The organism is Kiloniellales bacterium (assembly GCA_030064845.1).
Taxonomy (GTDB): Bacteria; Pseudomonadota; Alphaproteobacteria; order Kiloniellales; family JAKSDN01; genus JASJEC01.
This window is the reverse complement of record JASJEC010000003.1, coordinates 107,211-124,515: the sequence shown is the minus strand read 5'-3', so window position 1 is coordinate 124,515 and position 17,305 is coordinate 107,211. Positions and strand designations below refer to the sequence as shown.

Below are 17,305 nucleotides of genomic sequence, written 5' to 3'. Positions count from 1 at the left end.
ACAGCCCCGGCAATGCGGGGCGCGTCGCCTACTTCCGGTCCGGCCTCGAAAGCCTCTCTTCCAGGGCGTCGAGGCGGGCTTCCAGTGCCTCGAGGACCGTGTCGCGGCGCTCCAGTTCCGCTTCCAGGGCCTCGATCCGCCGGTCCTTCTCGCGCCCGACTTCTTCCAGCTCCTTGACCGCGGCCAGAGCGACGCCGGCCAGGTCGCGCGGCGAGATCGTGGTCTCGTCGCTGCCCAGCCCGAAGGCGGCGTGGAAGTCCTGGGCCATGGGCCCGACGTGGCGCGCGCCCGTCTCGTCGTCCTTGTAGGACCAGGCCGAGACCGGCAGGGCCGCCACCTGGTTCAGCACCGTTGCGCCGTCGAGCGGCTCGATGTCCCGTTTCGCCTGGACGTCCGAGCCTTCCCGCAGGGTGCCGTCGATCTGCAGGTTGCCGTTCGGCAAGAGGAAGAAGACGGTATTGCCCGAGTTGATGACTCTCAGGGAGCCCCCCTCGGTGAATCGCAGCTCGCGCGTGCCCTTCTTGGCGATGAAGGCGTTGTTGGTGCCCATGCCGATCTTCCAGCCTACCGCGCTGTCGGTGTTCGACAGCTCGATCTGCGGGTTGCCGTTGTTCTCCAATTTCAGCAAGGAGCGGTTGGCGACGGTCCCCGAGTTCTCGTCGACCAGGATCTGACCGGTGCCGTTGGACCTCGTCACCTCGAGCGACGCCGCGGGGGAGTCGGTCCCGATACCGATATCGTTGTTCGCGGCGATAAAAAGACTGTCGGTGTCCGCGCCGGGTTTGATCCTGAACGGCAACTGGCTGCCGTTTGTCACGTCGCGGATGAAGAAGTTGGCCTCGTTAACGGCGACATCAAAGGTCTGGGGCGCAAAACCGCTGGTGCCGTTCTGCTCCAGCCGCAGGGTCGGGGTGTCGCCGTCTGCGGAGTGCAGCTCCACGATCGGGCTGCCGGTACCGAAACCGACGTCCCCCTGGGCGTCGACCACGAGCGCGTCATTACCCGCGCCCGCCTGGATTGTGAAGGGGTTGGTGGTGGTGGCGCCGACATCCTGCACACGGAAGTATTCCGGGCCTCCGGTGTTTGAACCGTTGATTTCGATGCGCCAGTCCCTGGTGGGGAAGCCCGCTGAGACCGAAGTGTCCTGGAAATGGATCCGAAGATTGTTCTCCTTCAGGCGAAGTGTGTCGAAGCCGAAGCTCTCGTTGCTGACGCAGTCAAGGCCGATACAGGCGCTGCCCTGCACGATCAAGTCCGTGGCAAAGACTTGAGCGTTAGTGACTGCGCCCGGAGCACCGGCGGTTGCGCGCTCCTCTTCGACCTCGTTTCCGAGGACCACATAGCCGGCGTCGATCGAGAAGCTACCCGACTGCACCATCTCCGCCGGATCCGGCAACGCGCCCGAAACCCTGAGGGCCGCGACCAGGCTGTCGCAGTCGGCCGCCTCGCGGCAGGCCGCCATGGCGTCCCTGGTGTCCGGATCGAGGGCGGGCGCGCCCGTCACCTGATAGGTGTAGGATCCATCGGGCAGAACGGCGCCGTTCTCGTCGAAGATCAGAAAGACCGCTGTGGCTCCGCCCGGGTAACGCCGCGTGACGTCGATGCCACCGGGTCCCGAGGCGGAAACCGTCAGGCTTTCGACCGCAACCAGCGGCTCGACCGCGAGCCCGTCGGGACCGACGGTCACCTCGGCGACCTGCGCGCGCGCTGAAACGGCGGCCGCCACCATGGCGACCGAGAGAGCTGCTGTCCGGAACCAGCGCCGGCCAACGGAACAGGGCCGGCGCGAGCCGGACCACTTCGCTTTGTTCGACATAGGCTGCTACCCCTCCGCAGGGGGCATCTATAATGCCCCTAATTCCATATTTTTTCTGAGGTTAACAGAAAGCAACTTTCGGGGGAAGTGCCGAAACCAACATTCTCGCGGCAGCCCTCGGAATCGGTGTCGTGACGAAACCAAAGCGTCGAGAAGCGGGTCGGCCCAGTCGCTCCTCTGGCCGTTACTTGATTCCCTTTGATAGGTCCTCCGGAACTTGCAATGATGGCATGTAATGAACCAAGAAATTGTGGGCAGGCAGGAAGAGGTCTAGCGGTCATGAAGGCGAGCTTGGCGGGCGCCGCTCGGCGGAGAGTTCCGGATCGCTCGGCTCGGTGCCCGACATGAGGGCCGCCGGGCTTCTCTTGCCGCTCCTCTTGGGTGCCTTTTCCCCCGCTCTTGCCGGCGACCAAACGAGCGTAGCGGGGCCGGAGACGGTCAGGTCGATCGTCGACGCGATCCAGAGCCTGGAAGGCGACCGCGATCCCAAGTGCCACGCGACGGCCACGCGCCTGGAGAACTTCATGTACGGCACGCCGCTGAGCCCGGCGGCCCGGCACGAGAAGATCGTGCTGCAAAAGCAGCTCATCCGGGCCGTGTGGGGCAGGGCGTCGGAACGCGGCGTCGAGGCCGGCCGCCAGTCGGTCGCCGAAGCCGACATCGCGCCGGCCGCTGCTGTGCATCTGAGCGTTCAGTCGACTTCCGAGGGCGGCCATCTCGTCATCGCCACGGACGGTACGCGGCTCCCCATCACGCGCCGCGACTACGAGCACTATTCCAGCGTGGCCTATGCGCTGCGTGCCGTCCTGGCGGTGGAACAGGAGCAGCTTCTGGACCCGGATCAGCGTTTGCTGCCGTTGAGCGAGGAGGCGGTCGCCGTGCTCGAGGACCTGCTCAACCTCCACACGCTGGCGACGCTCCAGCTCGCCGACCGTCTGGCGCGAGCCGAGGATCGGCGAGAGATCTCGGCGGATGGACTCAGATCAGCCTGGCTCCAGGTCGGCGCGGCGCCGGCCGCGGCGGAAGTCGAGACCGTGGCGGGCGGCGCGGCCGCGCCGCCGCGCAGCGACTTTGGCGTCATCAAGTCGGTAGTTCGCCAGAAGATCGCCTCCTACGCGGCCTACAACGAGATCTCCCTGCCGGTGTTCCTCCGGAACCTGCAGGTCTACTTCGCCCGCTACCGCTGGCCGAAGGACCCCGAGACCGCGAAGGCCTTCACGAGCTTTTTCACGGAGACCATGGTGGCCTTCGTCATCGATACCCTGAGGCTGGCCGACCAGCGGGCCCGAGCCGCCGGCCATGCCGTCATCCGCGCCGAGGACGTCGAGCCGGTCGTCGAGCGCTTCATTCCCTTCCGGGTCAACGCCTACGAGGACGTCATCTTCTTTCCGCGCCTCGCGGGCGAGCAGGTGGTCCTGGAATCCTACGACGTCGATTCCTTCCGGGATTCCGGACTTCACTGGCACTACCTCCAATTCGCGCTGGACCATCCGACTCTCGACGTCACGCTGGAGCCGGATCCCTTCGCGGCCGAGCTGATCGTGGAGGGCGTCGCGCAGTTCGGCGTGCTGGCACTGCGCATGGCGGGGATCCAGGCAAAGGAAGCCAAGGCCGAGACCCTTACCTCGGCCTTCCTCGAGAGCGGACTGCGGGAGATCCAGAGACGCATCGATGCCCACGCCTCGGCGCCGGCCGTCGAGCCGCGCTCCCAGCGCATCCACTCCAGCCTGGCGCGCGCCGAAACACCCCACGGCAAGGCCTTCTTCACCGACGTGACGGCCGAGGCCGGCATCGCCTTCGAGCACCGTTCCGCGGACTGGCTGAGCCGGCTGTTGCGCAGCTATCTGCGCAAGGGCCCGAATGTCGGCACGCTCGCCATTCCTCCGGCCTTCGGCGGCGCCGGCGTGGCGGCCGAGGACATCGACGACGACGGTCTTGCCGACGTTCTGCTCGTGGGCGGTCTGGGGAACGCGCTCTACCTGAACCGTGGTGACGGCACGTTTCGCGACATCTCGGCCGAGGCGGGCCTGAGCTTCCGCCGTCCGGACGGGCACGCCGGCGAAGCGCGGCAGCCGGTCATTGCCGATTTCGACAACGACGGTCTGCAGGACATCCTCATCACCTATGTGAACGACGACCATCGCCTCTACCGGGGCCTTGGCGGCGGGCGCTTCCAGGACGTCAGCGCCGAGGCCGGCCTCGGCGGCGGCGGCCTCGTCGGCGGCCCCGCCGTGGTCTTCGACTACGACCGGGACGGGCTGCTCGACCTCTATATCGGCTACTTCGGGGACTACCTTCACGGCGTCATGCCGACGCTCAGCCGGCGCAACACCAACGGGCTGCCCAACAGGCTGTTCCGCAATCTCGGCGGCTTCCGCTTCAAGGACGTCACGGCCGGCAGCGGTCTCGACAACAGGGGCTGGACCCAGGCGGCTTCCCACACGGACCTGGACGGTGACGGCTGGCAGGACGTGATCGTCGGCAACGACTTCGGCGTGAACGGCTACTACCGCAACCTGGGAAACGGCCGCTTCGAGGACATTGCCCCGAAGCTCGGCACGGACAAGCCCTCCTTCACCATGAACGTCGGCATCGCCGACGTGAACCGGGACCTCTTTCCCGACATCTACATCTCGAACATCGTCACCATGGCGAAGGACGACAAGTACACGATGCCCTCCGCCGAGACGCCGATGCACTTCGATCCGGTGAGCATGGCCCGCATGCGGGTGGTCGAGGCCAACGACCTCTTCACCTCTGTCGCCGAGGGCCGGACCTTGCTGCGCTACCGTCTCTCGGACGCCGTGGCCCGCGGCCTGTCCTCGACCGGCTGGGCCTGGGACGCGGACTTCTTCGACTTCGACAACGACGGCGACGACGACCTCTACTGCCTGAACGGCATGAATGAGTACGCCGTCTACTCCGACACGCCCTACTACACCTCTGTGCACGACGAGAAGATGGAGATCAGCCTGCCGGTAGCCCAGCGGGAGACCAACGTGTTCTTCGTCAACGAGGGCGGCAAGCTGCAGAACCGTTCCGAGGCGAGCGGCGCTGATCTCACGGGCAACTCGCGCAGCGCCGCCTATCTCGACATCGAGAACGACGGCGACCTCGACGTCGTGCTGAACAACTACCACGGCGCGGCGGTCCTCTACCGCAACGAGCTTGAAGCCCAGGGGAGGAACTGGCTGAAGGTCCGCCTGGTCGGCGACCCGGCGCTGGGCAGCAACCGTGACGCCATCGGTTCCAGACTCGTGCTGAGGGCAGAGCCGGGCCTGCAGGTCTGGCGCGAGGTGCACGGCACGATCGGTTATCTCTCGGTCCACCCGCGCGAGCAGCACTTCGGCCTCGGCGGCGCGACCGAAGGCCGGCTGACCATCACCTGGCCGAACGGGCAGAGTGAAGAGGTCGGTCCTCTCGCGGCCAACCGCCGCTACGTCATCACGCAGGGAAGGGGAGCGGAGGAGCGCTAGAGCAGATCCGGGTTTGACTGGATCGCCGGAGGCGATCCATCAAGCCCGGTGAATCTGCTCTAAACCTTAGATGTAGAGCGGATTCACATGTTCAGTTGGCAACCACGTAGTGGTTCCATCTAAACATGATCCGCTCTAGGAAGGGGCCGAACATTAGGTCTCTGCTCTGCAAGGCAATGAAGCGTCTTGGGCACGCGCGTTTTGTTGGGATTTTCCTCGCCGGCGCGATCTTCGGCGGGCTTCCGCTCGCCGCCGCCTCTGAACGGCCGGTGGAGAACCGCCTCGCGGGGGAAGCCAGCGCCTATCTCGCGCAGCACGCCGACAATCCCGTCGACTGGTATCCCTGGGGCGAGGAGGCCTTCGCCAGGGCGCGGGCGGAGAACAAGCTCATCTTCCTCTCGGTCGGCTACGCCACCTGCTACTGGTGCCACGTCATGGAGCGCGAGGTCTTCTTCGACGAGACCAGCGCCGCGCTACTCAACGCCCATTTCATCGCCGTCATGGTCGACCGGGAAGAGCGGCCGGACATCGACTCGCTCTACATGTCGGTGCGGCGCTTCACCGGCGGCGAGACCGGCTGGCCGCTTTCCGTGATCCTGACGCCGGAGCGCAAGCCGCTGTTCGCCGCCGGATACCTGCCGAACCCGGAGTTCCGCGAGCTCCTCGAGGCCTTTCGCCGCGGCTGGGCGACGGATGAGGCGCGCTACCGGGCGCATGCGCGTTCGATCCTGCGTCTCTTGGCCCGCAGCCACGCCCTGCCGGGCCGGTCTGCCGACGAGACGCTGCCCGATCGCGCGCTGCTCGCCCGGGCGGCCGCGCTCTATGCCAAGGACTACGACCGGGACTACGGCGGTTTCGAGCAGGCGCCGAAGTTTCCGCGGCCGGCGGTGCTCGAGATGCTCATGGCGCTCTACGAGCGCGGCGGCCACGACGAGGCCCTCGAGATGGCGGTCGGCACGCTGGAGGGCATGGCCCGGGGCGGGATCCACGACCACCTTGGCGGCGGCTTCCACCGCTACGCCGTCGACCGCGCCTGGCGGGTCCCGCACTTCGAGAAGATGCTCTACGACAATGCCCAGCTGCTGCACGCCTTCGCCCGCGCCTACAGCCTGACCGGCGAGGAAGGGTTCCGGCGGGTCGCTGAAGGCATCGCCGGTTACGTGGCGCGCCGCATGACCGACCCATCCGGTCTGTTCCATTCGGCCGAGGATTCGCAGACCGAGGGCGTGGAAGGGGCCTACTACCTGTGGCGGGCCGACGAGCTGCGCGGCCTTCTGTCGGCGTCGGATCACGCCCTGGTGGCCGCGGCCTACGGCGCTTCCGGCGAGCCGCCCTTGCACGGCGCCTACGTCCTGCACCGAAGCGGCGGCGAGGCGGATCGCCTCGCGGCGCTCGGCCTCTCCGGCGCGGCGCTCGATGCGCGCCTCTCCGCGCTGCGGGATACGCTGCTGGCCGCGCGCGGCAAGCGGCAGACGCCGTTTCGCGACGACAAGTCGGTCGCCGCCTGGAACGGGCTCATGATCGAGGCGCTCGCCTACGCCGGCGTCGCGCTCGAGCGCGAGGACTTCCTGCGCCAGGCGGCGCGCGCGGGATGGGCATTGCAGCGGACGATGATCGACGGCGAGGGGAGGCTGCTGCGCGTGGCGAATGGCGGGCAGGCGAGGATTGCCGCCTATCTCGAAGACTACGCCGCCGTGATCCTCGGCTTCACGGCGCTCTATCGCGCTAGCGGCAATGCTTCCTGGCGCGCAGAGGCGGCCCGCTTGGCCGAGCGGATGATCGCGCGCTTCGACGATCCGCGGGGCCGCGGCTTCGCGGACGTCGCGTCCGGCGCCGAGGAACTGGTCGTGCGCCCGCGCAATACCGAGGACGGCGCGCTGCCCGCCGGAAACAGTCTCGCGCTGCGCGCGCTCGCGCGCCTCGCGGCCCTGGGCGAGCCGCGTTTCGTTTTACAGGCTCGCAAGATCGCGAGCGCCTTCGCGCCGGCTCTGGACGCGCGGCCCGACTCGCTGCCCTACATGCTCTGGGCCCTCGAAGAGCTCCACGCCGTGCCGCCCCCAGGCGCCGCTGCGCCGCCGCGCGCATCGGCCGAGGTGGTCGGCCTGGCGACGCGCCTCGACGCGAGCGAGAAGGGGGCCGCGCGCGGCCTTGCGCTGATCGCGGAACTGCGGATCGCCGAGGGGTGGCACGTGAACGCCAACCCGGTGACCCTGGACTTCCTGGTGCCGACCCGCCTGGACGCGGCGATCAGCGGCGGCGACGTCCTGCCGGGGCCGGTCTACCCCGCCGCCAAGATGCTGCAGACGCCCCTCGGCGCCCTCGGCGTCTTCGAGCACGGGGCGCGGCTCGTCGTGCCTCTGCCCGGCGGCTTCGTCGAAGAGGCGGCGGGCAAGACGGTGGAGTTGCGCCTGGAAGCCCAGGCCTGCAACGACACCGGCACCTGCCTGCCGCCGGAGACCATAGAGTCGAAAATGTACTTCTGACCGGCGTGCCTCAATCGTCTCCCTGGCTCTTTGGCCTCGCGCCGATCTTGATACGAAGAGCATCGCCGCCTGCTAGCGTATGGATTTCGCCGTCGAAGCCGATCTTCACCGGCGCCGCCGGGCCTTTGGCCGCCTCGATCTCCAGCTCGTCGCGATGGACGCGGACGTCCAGCCAATGGCCGCGATAGCGGAAGCGTTGGCTGACCGAGTGCATGTGCTCCGGCAGGTTGGGATGGAAGAACAGAGCGTCGTCCCGCGCCTCGAGGCCGGTATAGCAGCGTTGTATGATGTCCACTGTCCCGCCCATGGCGCCCAGGTGAACGCCCTCGGCCGTGGTTCCGCCCTGGACGTCGCTGATATCGCTCTCGAGCGCCTCGCGGAACACGTCCCATGAGCGGTTGCGGTCGATCCGGGCGAGCAGCCAGGCGTGGACGATCCGGCTCAGGGTAGAGCCCTCCGAGGTGCGCGGCATGTAGTAGGCCACGTTGCGCCGGATCGCCTCGTCATCGAGCGGGTAGCCGAGACGCTCCAGCAGCCGCCGCAGCTCGCCGACCGAGAAGAGGTAGAGCAGCATGAGCACGTCAGCCTGCTTCGAGAGCTTGTAGCGGTTGGGGTCGTCGCCTTCGGCTTCCAGGATCCGGTCGAGACGTTGGATGTTGCCGTATCGCTGCCGGTAGTCGTCCCAGTCGAGCTCCGCCAGCTCGTCGTAGCCCTCGAACTGGCGGATGACGCCGTCGTCCCCGATGAAGAGCCGCATCTTCCGGCTCATCGCGTCCCAGGTCTCGATCTCTTCCGCCGTGATTCCCAGCCGGTCGCGCAGGGCTTGGCGGCGCACCTCGTCCAACATGTCGAGCGTGTCGAGCGCGCGCCAGCAGACCCAGGCGACCATGACGTTGGTATAGGCGTTGTTCGCGAGGCCCGGCTCGTCGCTGCCGGGGTAGCCGTCGTGGTACTCGTCGGGGCCCATGACGCCGCGGATCTCGTAGCGGTCGAGTTTCGGATCGAAACGCGCCAGGCTCGCCCAGAAGCGGGCGATCTCGAAGATCATCTCGGCGCCGTAGAAGGACAGGAAAGAGCGGTCCTGGGTCGCCTGGACGTAGAACCAGACATTGTAGGCGATCGCCGCGTTCACGTGGCGCTGCAGACGCGAGCGGTCGGCGATCCAGCGCCCCGATTTGGGATTGAGATGGATCTCCTGGGTTTCCTCCCGGCCGTCGCTCGCGCTCTGCCACGGGAACATGGCGCCGCGGAACCCGGCTTCCCGCGCGTTCCAGCGCGCCTCGTCGAGGCGGCGGAAGCGGTAGAGCAGGAACGAGCGGGTCACGTCGGGCAGCCGCAGGGTCATCCACGGCAGCACGAAGAGCTCGTCCCAGAAGATGTGGCCCCGATAGGCTTCCCCGTGCAGGCCCCGGGCCGGAACCCCGGTGTCGAGATCGATCGTGTTCGGCGAGGCCGTCTGGAGCATGTGGAAGACGTGCAGCCGCAGCACCAGCTGCGGGTGCGAGTCCGGTACGAGCTTGATGTCGCAGCGGCGCCACAAGCCTTCCCAGGCCTGTGCGTGTTCGGCCAGCATCCGGGCGAAGCCGGCCGCCCGGGCGAGCTGCTTGCGCGCCGCGAGGCCGCTCTCCGAGATCCCGCGGTCGCGCGACGTGCACAGGGCCACGGTCTTCTCGACCCGGACGCGTTGGCCGGCCTCGACCTCGCAGTCAAGCTCCTCGGCGACGTAGCCGGACTCCTCGATCGGATGCCAGGCGGCGGCGCATTCCGAATCGTCGATATAGACCCGGGTCCGCGCGCACTGGACGATCTCCACCCGCGACTGAGAGGTGCGCACGCGAAGCAGGATCCTTTCCGAGTCGGCCGCGCTCTCGATCGGCTCGAGGTGCTTCGAATTGAGGGAACGGTATCGCGCGACGCCCTTGTTCTCGACCCTGCCGTCGAGCGCGGCGCGTATCCGGATCCGGCCGGCCCAGTTCTCCGGAACGAGGCTCAGTTGCACGGCCGCGAGGTGACGCCGCTGCATGTGGACGAACTGCTGGAGATTGAGGCGTGTTTCCCGGCCTTGCGGGTCCCGGCAGCGGATGCGCCGGATCAGGAGCCCGCGTTTCAGGTCGAGCTCCTGGCGGTAGTCGAGGAGCTCGACCCGGCTGAGGTCAAACCAGTCGTTCTCGTCGTGGAGGCGTACCTCGAGGCAGAGCCAGTTCGGCAGGTTGACCAGGTCCTCGTTGACGATCTCCCGGCCGGCGATCTCGGTCGGCAGGCGGTTGTAGAGGCCGGCGGCGTAGGTGCCCGGGTAGTGGATCTCGTCGGCGCTCGTCCAGGGGCCGGCGCCGCGCGTGCAGAAGTAGCCGTTGCCGAGGGTGCAGAGCGCCTCGCGCAGGCGCTCCTTCTCCGGCTCGAAGCCTTCGTAGGTCAGGACCCAGGAAGCATCCTCGCTCATCGCCCGATCTCCTCCGCCAGTGCGTCAAGAAAGCGGCCGACCTCGCCAGGATCGGCAAGCGCATAGTCGGCCGCAGTGGGGCGGCTGTCCTCGAGAACGACAACGCCGAGACCCCATCCCCGCAGCGCGCGGAAGGCGTCCTCGTCGGTCGTGTCGTCGCCCAGATAGATCGGAACCGTCTCGTCGCGCGAGAGGCCCATGGTTTCGACCAGCCAGGTCACGGCGCGACCCTTGTCCCACGCGACGTCTGGGCGCAGCTCGAAGACCTTCTTGCCGCCGCCTTTCTTGAGCTCCGGGCGGCTGGCCAGCACGGCGTCCGTGGCCGCCTCGACCGCGTCCAGGTCCTGCTGCGCCACGAGGCGGTAGTGAACGGCGACCGAGAAGCGCTTGGGCTCGATCAGCGCGCCGCCGATGCCGTCGAGTCGCTCGTGCAGCTCCGCCACGGCGCTGTCGACGACGGCCGGAATGTGCGCCACCGGCTCGTAGTCGCGGGTCCAGTCACCGGGCCCGGCGATCTGAAAGCCGTGGCTGCCCGAGTAGTAGAGACCCTCCAGGCCGATCATCGTGCGGATATCGTTCAGTCCGCGGCCACTGACGACGGCGACGGGGCAGAGCCCGGCCAGGTGCTCGACGCGCCGCCGCATCGCGTCGTCGAGGATGGCGAGGTCCGGCCGATCGACGATCGGCGTAAGGGTGCCGTCGTAGTCGAGGAAGACCGCCGGCCGAAGGCCCCTGAAGCAGGCGGCGATATCGGGGAAGGCGGAGAGCGCCGAGGGCAGGGGCGCGCTCCCCGGCGCGCCGAGCCCCAGATCCCCGGGTTCCAGAAGAGCGAGATCGGAGACCACGACGTCGGCTCCGTTCGCCTTCAGGTCGTCCGGGTGGCCCGTGCGGTCCACGCCGACCACGAAGCCGAAGCCGCCGCGGCGTCCCGCCTCGACGCCCGCGATGGCGTCCTCGACCACCGCCGCCTCGCCGGGCGCGACGCCGAGGCGGCGGGCGGCCTCCAGGAATATGTCCGGTGCGGGCTTGCCGGCGAGGCCGAGGCGGCCGCTGTCGATGCCGTCGACCCGCGCGTCGAACAGGCCCGTCAGTCCGGCGCCCTCGATGATGGCGGCGCAGTTCCGGCTGGCCGAGATCAGGGCGACTTTCAGGCCCGCCGCCTTCAGGCGGTCGATCAGCGCGACCGTGCCGGGGTAGGGCCGGGCGCCCCGGCCCTCGAGCAACTCGAGAAAGGCCCGGTTCTTGCGGTCCCCGAGCCCTTCGACGCTGTCCGGTACCGGCGGCTCGCCGGAACCGCTCTCCGGCAGGGAGATCGCGCGCGACGCGAGAAACGCGCGCACGCCGTCGAGGCGCGGCTTGCCGTCGACGTAGAGCCGATAGTCGCTGTCCGCGTCGAAAGGGACGAAGGGCGTTCCCGCGCCTTCGGATTGTCGTTTCAGGAAGTCGTCGAAGACAGCCTTCCAGGCGGCCGCGTGGATCCCGGCCGTCTGCACGACCACGCCGTCCATGTCGAAGATTACCGCCGCGATCGATCGGCCTGACATGACCCGCCCCCCCGTTCGTGCCGCCCGTAGGCGGGCCCTGTCCAATGTCCGCCGCCCGGCCCTTTCGCTCCTCGCCGCGAGGACGCTCCCACCGCGCCACTGGCGCGTACATCTTTCCTGCAAGCGGGGGCCTCGCGCAACCGGAACAGCCCCTTCGGCTAGGAGTGTTCGTGTCTGGGTCCGCCTCTGCTAAACTAGAGCTAGTTCAGATGCAGTGTAATCACTGCGGGTTGCCTCGTTACCCAAATAAACGGCATGAAGGTTCTCATCTATTCAGTGGTGCTGGTTCCGGCGTTTTGCCTCGCGCCAGCTGTGGTCGCGGACCCTGCCAAATCGTCAGAATCCCTATCCACCCAGTGCTGGTCGGATCCTTGGCCGAAGCCTTGGCTGCACGCTTATGGGAAAAATTTTTCCCCTCAACCGGTAAGAATCAATCTCGAGAACCCGAGCGACAAGGATCTGGAAATCTGCGTTTACGATAGAGTCTGTAATCAGGTCGTCTACTCGGGAATCCTGAACCGAAGATCCTTGGCCATACTGAATCTTTGCTCCAACGAGAAGCGCCGCGGTTCCATGCTGGTTATGGACCGGCAGGGAAATACTCTGCGGTATCAGGACCTTCGTAGGAAGTCTATCAAGCTGCCGGTGAAGCGCCGGTAAGCCCGACCCATCCGCTTCCAAGACGACGTCACCGGCGTGCTAGAGATCCTTGCACAGCCGCAGCGAGTCGTAGATCGCGGCGTGGACGTTGCGGCTGGCGACGGCGTCGCCGACGCGGAACAGCCGAAACAGCCCGCCGGGGTTGTCGCCCTCGGGTTGGGGCCGGCCGTCGAGCAGGGCGGCCTGGTCGGTATGGCCGTGGTTCGTGGCCTGCTCCTTGAGGCCGTGGAACACCTCGTCCATGGGGATCGTCCCGTGCTCGACCACCAGGTGGTCGACCAGGCGAGTCTCCTCCGCGCCGGTGAATTCGTTGCGCAGGGTCACCTTGAGCCTGTTGTCCTGTCTTTCCACGCCGGCCAATCGGCGGTCCGGGGTCAGCGTCGCGCCGTGCTGGTAGAGATGCTCCAGGAAGATCGGAAAGCTGAGAGTGCCCATCTCCGCCGCCGCCATGCGGTCCGGCGTCACCAGCTCGACCTGGCAGCCGCGCTCGGCGAGGAACTCGGCGCAGGAGGGGCCGGGGTGCTGGCCGTTGTCGTCGTAGACCATGACCGAGCCCGAGAGCGTGACCGAGCCCGAGAGCACGTCGACCACCGAGAGCACAAGGTCGGCCTGCTCATCGAGCACCGGGTCGGGCAGGCCGCCGGTGGCCATGATGACGATATCCGGGCGTTCGGCGATGATGTCCACCTCCTCGGCGTAGCGGTTGGTGTGGACGGTCACGCCGAGGTGCTCCAGCTCGTGCTCGAGCCATTGAACGATTCCCACCATGTCGCCGCGCCAGCTCGCCTTGGCCGCCAGGTTGACCTGCCCGCCCAGGGCCTTCGCCGCTTCGAAGAGCACCACCTCGTGGCCGCGCTCGGCGAGCACCCGGGCCGCCTCCAGGCCGCCGGGGCCGCCGCCGACAACGACGGCCTTCTTGCCCGGCTTGTCCGACCTGGGGACGACGTGGGGCATGGTCGCCTCGCGGCCCGTGGCGGCGTTGTGGATGCAGAGCGCCTCGCCGCCGGCGTAGATCCGGTCCAGGCAGTAGCCGGCGCCGACGCAGGGCCGGATGCGCTCCTCCTCGCCGCGCATCAGCTTGCTGACGATGTGGGGGTCGGCGATGTGCGCCCGGGTCATGCCGACCATGTCGAGCAGGCCGGCCTCGACGGCGTGGCGCGCGCTGGCCAGGTCGATGATCCGGCAGGCGTGGAACAGGGGCAGCTTGACCCGACCACGGAAGTGCTTGAGCACGTGCAGGTGCACGCCGAGCGGGTCAGACATGCCGGGCATCATGTGGGCGAGCGTCTGGTCGCTCTCGATCTGGCCGCGGTTGATGTTGAGGAAGTCGACCAGGCCGCTCTGCTCCATCTTCTCGGCGATGTCGAGGTTCTCCTCCAGGGTCAGGTCGTCCTCCAGGTCGCTCTCGGAGCCCATGCGGATACCGACCACGAAGTCCGGGCCGACCTCGCGGCGCACCGCCTCCAGCACCTCGAGCGAGAAGCGCATGCGGTTTTCCAGCGAGCCGCCGTAGCCGTCGCTGCGCTTGTTGACCCGGCGCGACCAGAACTGCTCCAGCAGGTGGCCGTGGGCCAGCAGCTCGACGCCGTCGAGGCCGCCCTCCTTGACGCGGCGCGCCGTAGCGGCATAGGCCGCGACCGTGCGGTCGATGTCGTACTGGTCCATCTCCTTGGGGAAACCCCGGTGGGCCGGCTCGCGCACCCGCGAAGGCGCGATCACCGGCAGCCACTCGCCGTCGTTCCAGGTGGTGCGCCGGCCCATATGGGTGATCTGGCACATGATGGCGGCGCCGTGCTTGTGCACCCGGTCCGCCAGGGCCTGGAAGTGCGGGATGACGGAATCGTCGGCGGCGTAGATCTGGCCGAAGACCGAGGGCGAGTCGGGAGCGACATTGGTCGAGCCGCCGAACATGGTCAGCCCGATGCCGCCCTTGGCCTTCTCCTCGTGATAGAGCTGATAGCGCTCGCGCGGGTGCCCGTCCTTCACGTAGGCGGGCGCGTGGCTGGTGCTCATGATGCGGTTGCGGATGGTCAGGCCCTTCAGCGTGAAGGGCTCCAGGAGCGGGTCCTGCCTGGTCATGGCCGCCTGTCCTCCGGTGCTCGTCCTGGTCTTCGGCTGCTCGTTCCTCCGATCTTTGGTCAGGCCACCCCGCCTGGCAATGGCGAATTCGAGCGGCAGCGCGCGTCTGCTGCCCCATCCGATGTCCATGCTATGCTGGCCGGGGGTATGACATGACTTTTGAGCAGGGCATCGTCTTCGCCGTTCTCGGGGCGGCCATGGCGCTTTTCGCCTGGGGGCGATGGCGATTCGACGTGGTCGCGGTCCTGGCACTGCTGGCGCTGGTTGCCGCAGGCATCGTGCCCGCCGCCGAGGCCTTCCACGGCTTCGGCCACCCGGCGGTGATCACCGTGGCCGCGGTCCTGATCATCAGCCGCTCGCTCCAGGACTCCGGCGTGGTCGACAACCTCGTACGCTTCCTGGCGCCGACCCGGCACCGGACCACCACCCAGGTCGGCGCTGCTGGCGCCCTGACGGCGGCGATCTCGGCCTTCATGAACAACGTCGGGGCGCTGGCGCTCATGCTGCCGGTCGCCCTGCGCTCGGCCCAGCGGGCCGGGCGCTCGCCGGCCAAGGTGCTCATGCCGCTCTCCTTCGCCTCGCTGCTCGGCGGGCTGGTGACCCTGATCGGCACGCCGCCCAACATCATCGTTGCGACCTTCCGCGGCGACGCCGCGGGCGAGCCCTTCGGCATGTTCGACTTCACGCCGGTCGGCCTCGCCGTGGCCTTGGCCGGCATCGCCTACATCACCCTGATCGGCTGGCGGCTGCTGCCGGAGAACCGGCACGGCGAGGCCGCGCGTGAAGGCCGTTTCCGGATCCAGGCCTATACGACCGAGGCGCGGGTCGGCCCGAGCTCCCGGCTGATCGGCCGGAGCGTGCGCCACCTCGAACGGCTGTGCGAGAACGAGGCGACGGTCATGTCCATCGTGCGCGGCGAGCGCCGCCGACTCGCCCCGCGGGGCATCGAACGGCTGCGCGCCGGCGACATCCTGGTGCTGGAAGGTGACCCGGCGGCGCTCGAGCCGCTGTTCGACGACGGCATGCTGCGGCAGCTGGCCGAGCACGCCGTCAAACCAGAGGAGGTCCGCTCACCCGACGTCCGCGTCGTCGAGGCGGTGCTCATGCCCGACTCGCCGATCGAGGGGCAGAGGATGCGGGCGCTCAGGATGCACGACCGCTACGGCGTCAACCTGCTCGCGGTGGCCAGGCGCGACCGCAGTCCCGTGGCGCGCCTGGCCAACGTGCGCTTCGAGACCGGCGACGTGCTGCTGCTGCAGGGCGAGCGGGAGACGCTGAACCAGGTGATGGACGACCTCGGCTGCTTGCCCCTGGCCGAGCGCGGTCTGCGGCCGCAGAACCCGCGCCGCCGGGTGGTCACCCTCTCGATCTTCGTCGCCGCCGTCACCGCGTCGGCCTTCGGCTGGGTGCCGATCCAGATCGCCTTCGTCGCCGCGGTCGCGGCCCTGATCCTGGCCGGGCGCATCGCGGTGCGGGACGCCTACGAGAGCATCGAGTGGCCGGTCGTCGTGCTGCTGGCGGCGCTGATCCCGGTCGGCGAGGCCCTGGAGGCGACCGGCGGCACGGCGCTGATCGCCGGCTGGATCGTCGGCGCCGCCGGCGACCTGCCGATCTGGGCCATGCTCGCGCTCCTGGTCGTCGCCTCCATGTGGCTGTCCGACCTGATCCACAACTCGCCGACGGCGATCCTCATGGCGCCGATCGCCGTCTCGGTCGCCGGAGCGTTGAACCTCTCGATGGACCCCTTCCTGATGGCGGTCGCCGTGGGCAGCGCCTCGCCCTATCTGACGCCGATCGGCCACCAGTCCAATGCCCTGGTCATGGGCCCCGGCGGCTACCGCTTCACCGACTACGCCAGGATGGGCGCGCCGCTCGAGCTGCTGATCGTCGCGGTCTCGGTGCCGACGATCATGGCTGTCTGGATGCCCTGACGGCAGGGCCCTCAGGAGCGCGATCTTAACGAAAAATTTCCCATCGCCGTCTAGTCCGGAACTATGCGTTCGAACTATTCCCATCGCGCCGCGACCAAAGACGCCAAACGCCTGCAGATTCTCCTGGTCGAGGACGAGCCCCAGATCGGCAAGGCCGTCGAACTGATGCTCAAGAGTTGCAGGCACAAGACCGACTGGGTCACGCGCGGCGAGGAGGCGGTGGCCCATGCCGTCAACCAGCCCTACGACCTGATCTTGCTCGACGTGATGCTGCCGGGGATGGACGGCTACGAGGTGCTTCAGCAGCTCCGCGCCGCGGGTGTCGAGACGCCGGTCATCATCCAGACCGGCCTCGTCCGGCAGGACGAAGCCAAGCTGGGCTTCAGCCTCGGGGTCGCCGACTACCTGGTCAAGCCGTTCAACCGGGACCAGTTGGTGACCCGCATCGACTTGGCTCTGGCGCGAACCCGGGAAGAGCCGCCGGAGGAACCTGCGGCGCCCGATCCAGAACCCGAGCCCGAGCCGGAACCTGCCCCGGGCCGAAAACCCGTGATCCGTCTGGCCCCGCGGCCGGGCCGGGAGCGCCGGGAATCGGAGCGCTCCAGCGTCCTGCAGGGCGCGGTCATCGTCTACCGGGCTGCCACCTGCACCATGGACTGCGTCGTGCTCAACCTCTCGGACGGCGGCGCCGCGCTCCAGCCGGCCGATCTGCCCCACTGCCCCGATGAGTTCACCCTGCGCATCCACATGGGTCCGTCCTACAGATGCGTGGTCTGCTGGCGCTACCGCAACAAGCTGGGCGTTCGCTTCGTCTGAGCCCCGTAGAGCGATCCTCCAGAACAGATTTCTCAAGGACTGACGCAGGGGTGCGATCCG

8 protein-coding genes are annotated in these 17,305 nt (G+C 68.1%); 4 read left to right on the top strand and 4 right to left on the bottom strand.

From position 1 onward, the window contains the following. Nucleotides 1-28: 28 nt before the first annotated feature. Nucleotides 29-1,816, bottom strand: coding sequence for a tail fiber domain-containing protein (locus QNJ67_02120; GenBank protein ID MDJ0607746.1), 1,788 nt, complete (start codon nt 1,814-1,816; stop codon nt 29-31). 344 nt (nt 1,817-2,160) lie between these two features. Here QNJ67_02120 and QNJ67_02115 point away from each other — a divergent pair, with 344 nt between their 5' ends. After that, the gene (locus QNJ67_02115) at nt 2,161-5,292 is read left to right on the top strand and encodes a CRTAC1 family protein (protein ID MDJ0607745.1); all 3,132 of its coding nucleotides are present in this window, start codon (nt 2,161-2,163) and stop codon (nt 5,290-5,292) included. Nucleotides 5,293-5,468: 176 nt separating this feature from the next. Further along, nucleotides 5,469-7,775: a DUF255 domain-containing protein gene (locus QNJ67_02110; GenBank protein ID MDJ0607744.1), complete on the top strand. Its 2,307-nt coding sequence runs from the start codon at nt 5,469-5,471 to the stop codon at nt 7,773-7,775. A 10-nt stretch (nt 7,776-7,785) separates the two neighbouring features. Here QNJ67_02110 and QNJ67_02105 read toward each other — a convergent pair whose 3' ends face one another. From QNJ67_02105 to QNJ67_02095, 3 genes are all read right to left on the bottom strand, one after another. Next, on the bottom strand, nt 7,786-10,215 hold the full coding sequence (locus tag QNJ67_02105; protein ID MDJ0607743.1) for a glycosyl hydrolase family 65 protein: 2,430 nt from the start codon (nt 10,213-10,215) through the stop codon (nt 7,786-7,788). Then, nucleotides 10,212-11,759, bottom strand: a complete 1,548-nt coding sequence (gene otsB / locus QNJ67_02100; protein ID MDJ0607742.1) for a trehalose-phosphatase — start codon at nt 11,757-11,759, stop codon at nt 10,212-10,214. Before otsB ends, QNJ67_02105 begins: the two co-directional genes overlap by 4 nt. A 699-nt stretch (nt 11,760-12,458) precedes the next feature. Further along, the gene (locus QNJ67_02095; protein ID MDJ0607741.1) at nt 12,459-14,498 is read right to left on the bottom strand and encodes an NADH:flavin oxidoreductase; all 2,040 of its coding nucleotides are present in this window, start codon (nt 14,496-14,498) and stop codon (nt 12,459-12,461) included. A gap of 152 nt (nt 14,499-14,650) precedes the next feature. Here QNJ67_02095 and QNJ67_02090 point away from each other — a divergent pair, with 152 nt between their 5' ends. Both QNJ67_02090 and QNJ67_02085 read left to right on the top strand, forming a co-directional pair. Then, nucleotides 14,651-16,429 (top strand): SLC13 family permease, encoded by a 1,779-nt coding sequence (locus QNJ67_02090; protein ID MDJ0607740.1) that lies wholly within the window; start codon nt 14,651-14,653, stop codon nt 16,427-16,429. 63 nt (nt 16,430-16,492) lie between these two features. Continuing rightward, nucleotides 16,493-17,245 (top strand): response regulator, encoded by a 753-nt coding sequence (locus tag QNJ67_02085; protein ID MDJ0607739.1) that lies wholly within the window; start codon nt 16,493-16,495, stop codon nt 17,243-17,245. The last annotated feature ends 60 nt before the right edge of the window (nt 17,246-17,305 follow it).

Coding starts and splice junctions, on each gene's coding strand:
- QNJ67_02095 (MDJ0607741.1), bottom strand. CDS start 14,498: ATGACCAGGCAGGACCCGCTCCTGGAGCCCTTCACGCTGAAGGGCCTG.
- QNJ67_02090 (MDJ0607740.1), top strand. CDS start 14,651: ATGACTTTTGAGCAGGGCATCGTCTTCGCCGTTCTCGGGGCGGCCATG.
- QNJ67_02085 (MDJ0607739.1), top strand. CDS start 16,493: ATGCGTTCGAACTATTCCCATCGCGCCGCGACCAAAGACGCCAAACGC.
- QNJ67_02115 (MDJ0607745.1), top strand. CDS start 2,161: ATGAGGGCCGCCGGGCTTCTCTTGCCGCTCCTCTTGGGTGCCTTTTCC.
- otsB (MDJ0607742.1), bottom strand. CDS start 11,759: ATGTCAGGCCGATCGATCGCGGCGGTAATCTTCGACATGGACGGCGTG.
- QNJ67_02110 (MDJ0607744.1), top strand. CDS start 5,469: ATGAAGCGTCTTGGGCACGCGCGTTTTGTTGGGATTTTCCTCGCCGGC.
- QNJ67_02120 (MDJ0607746.1), bottom strand. CDS start 1,816: ATGTCGAACAAAGCGAAGTGGTCCGGCTCGCGCCGGCCCTGTTCCGTT.
- QNJ67_02105 (MDJ0607743.1), bottom strand. CDS start 10,215: ATGAGCGAGGATGCTTCCTGGGTCCTGACCTACGAAGGCTTCGAGCCG.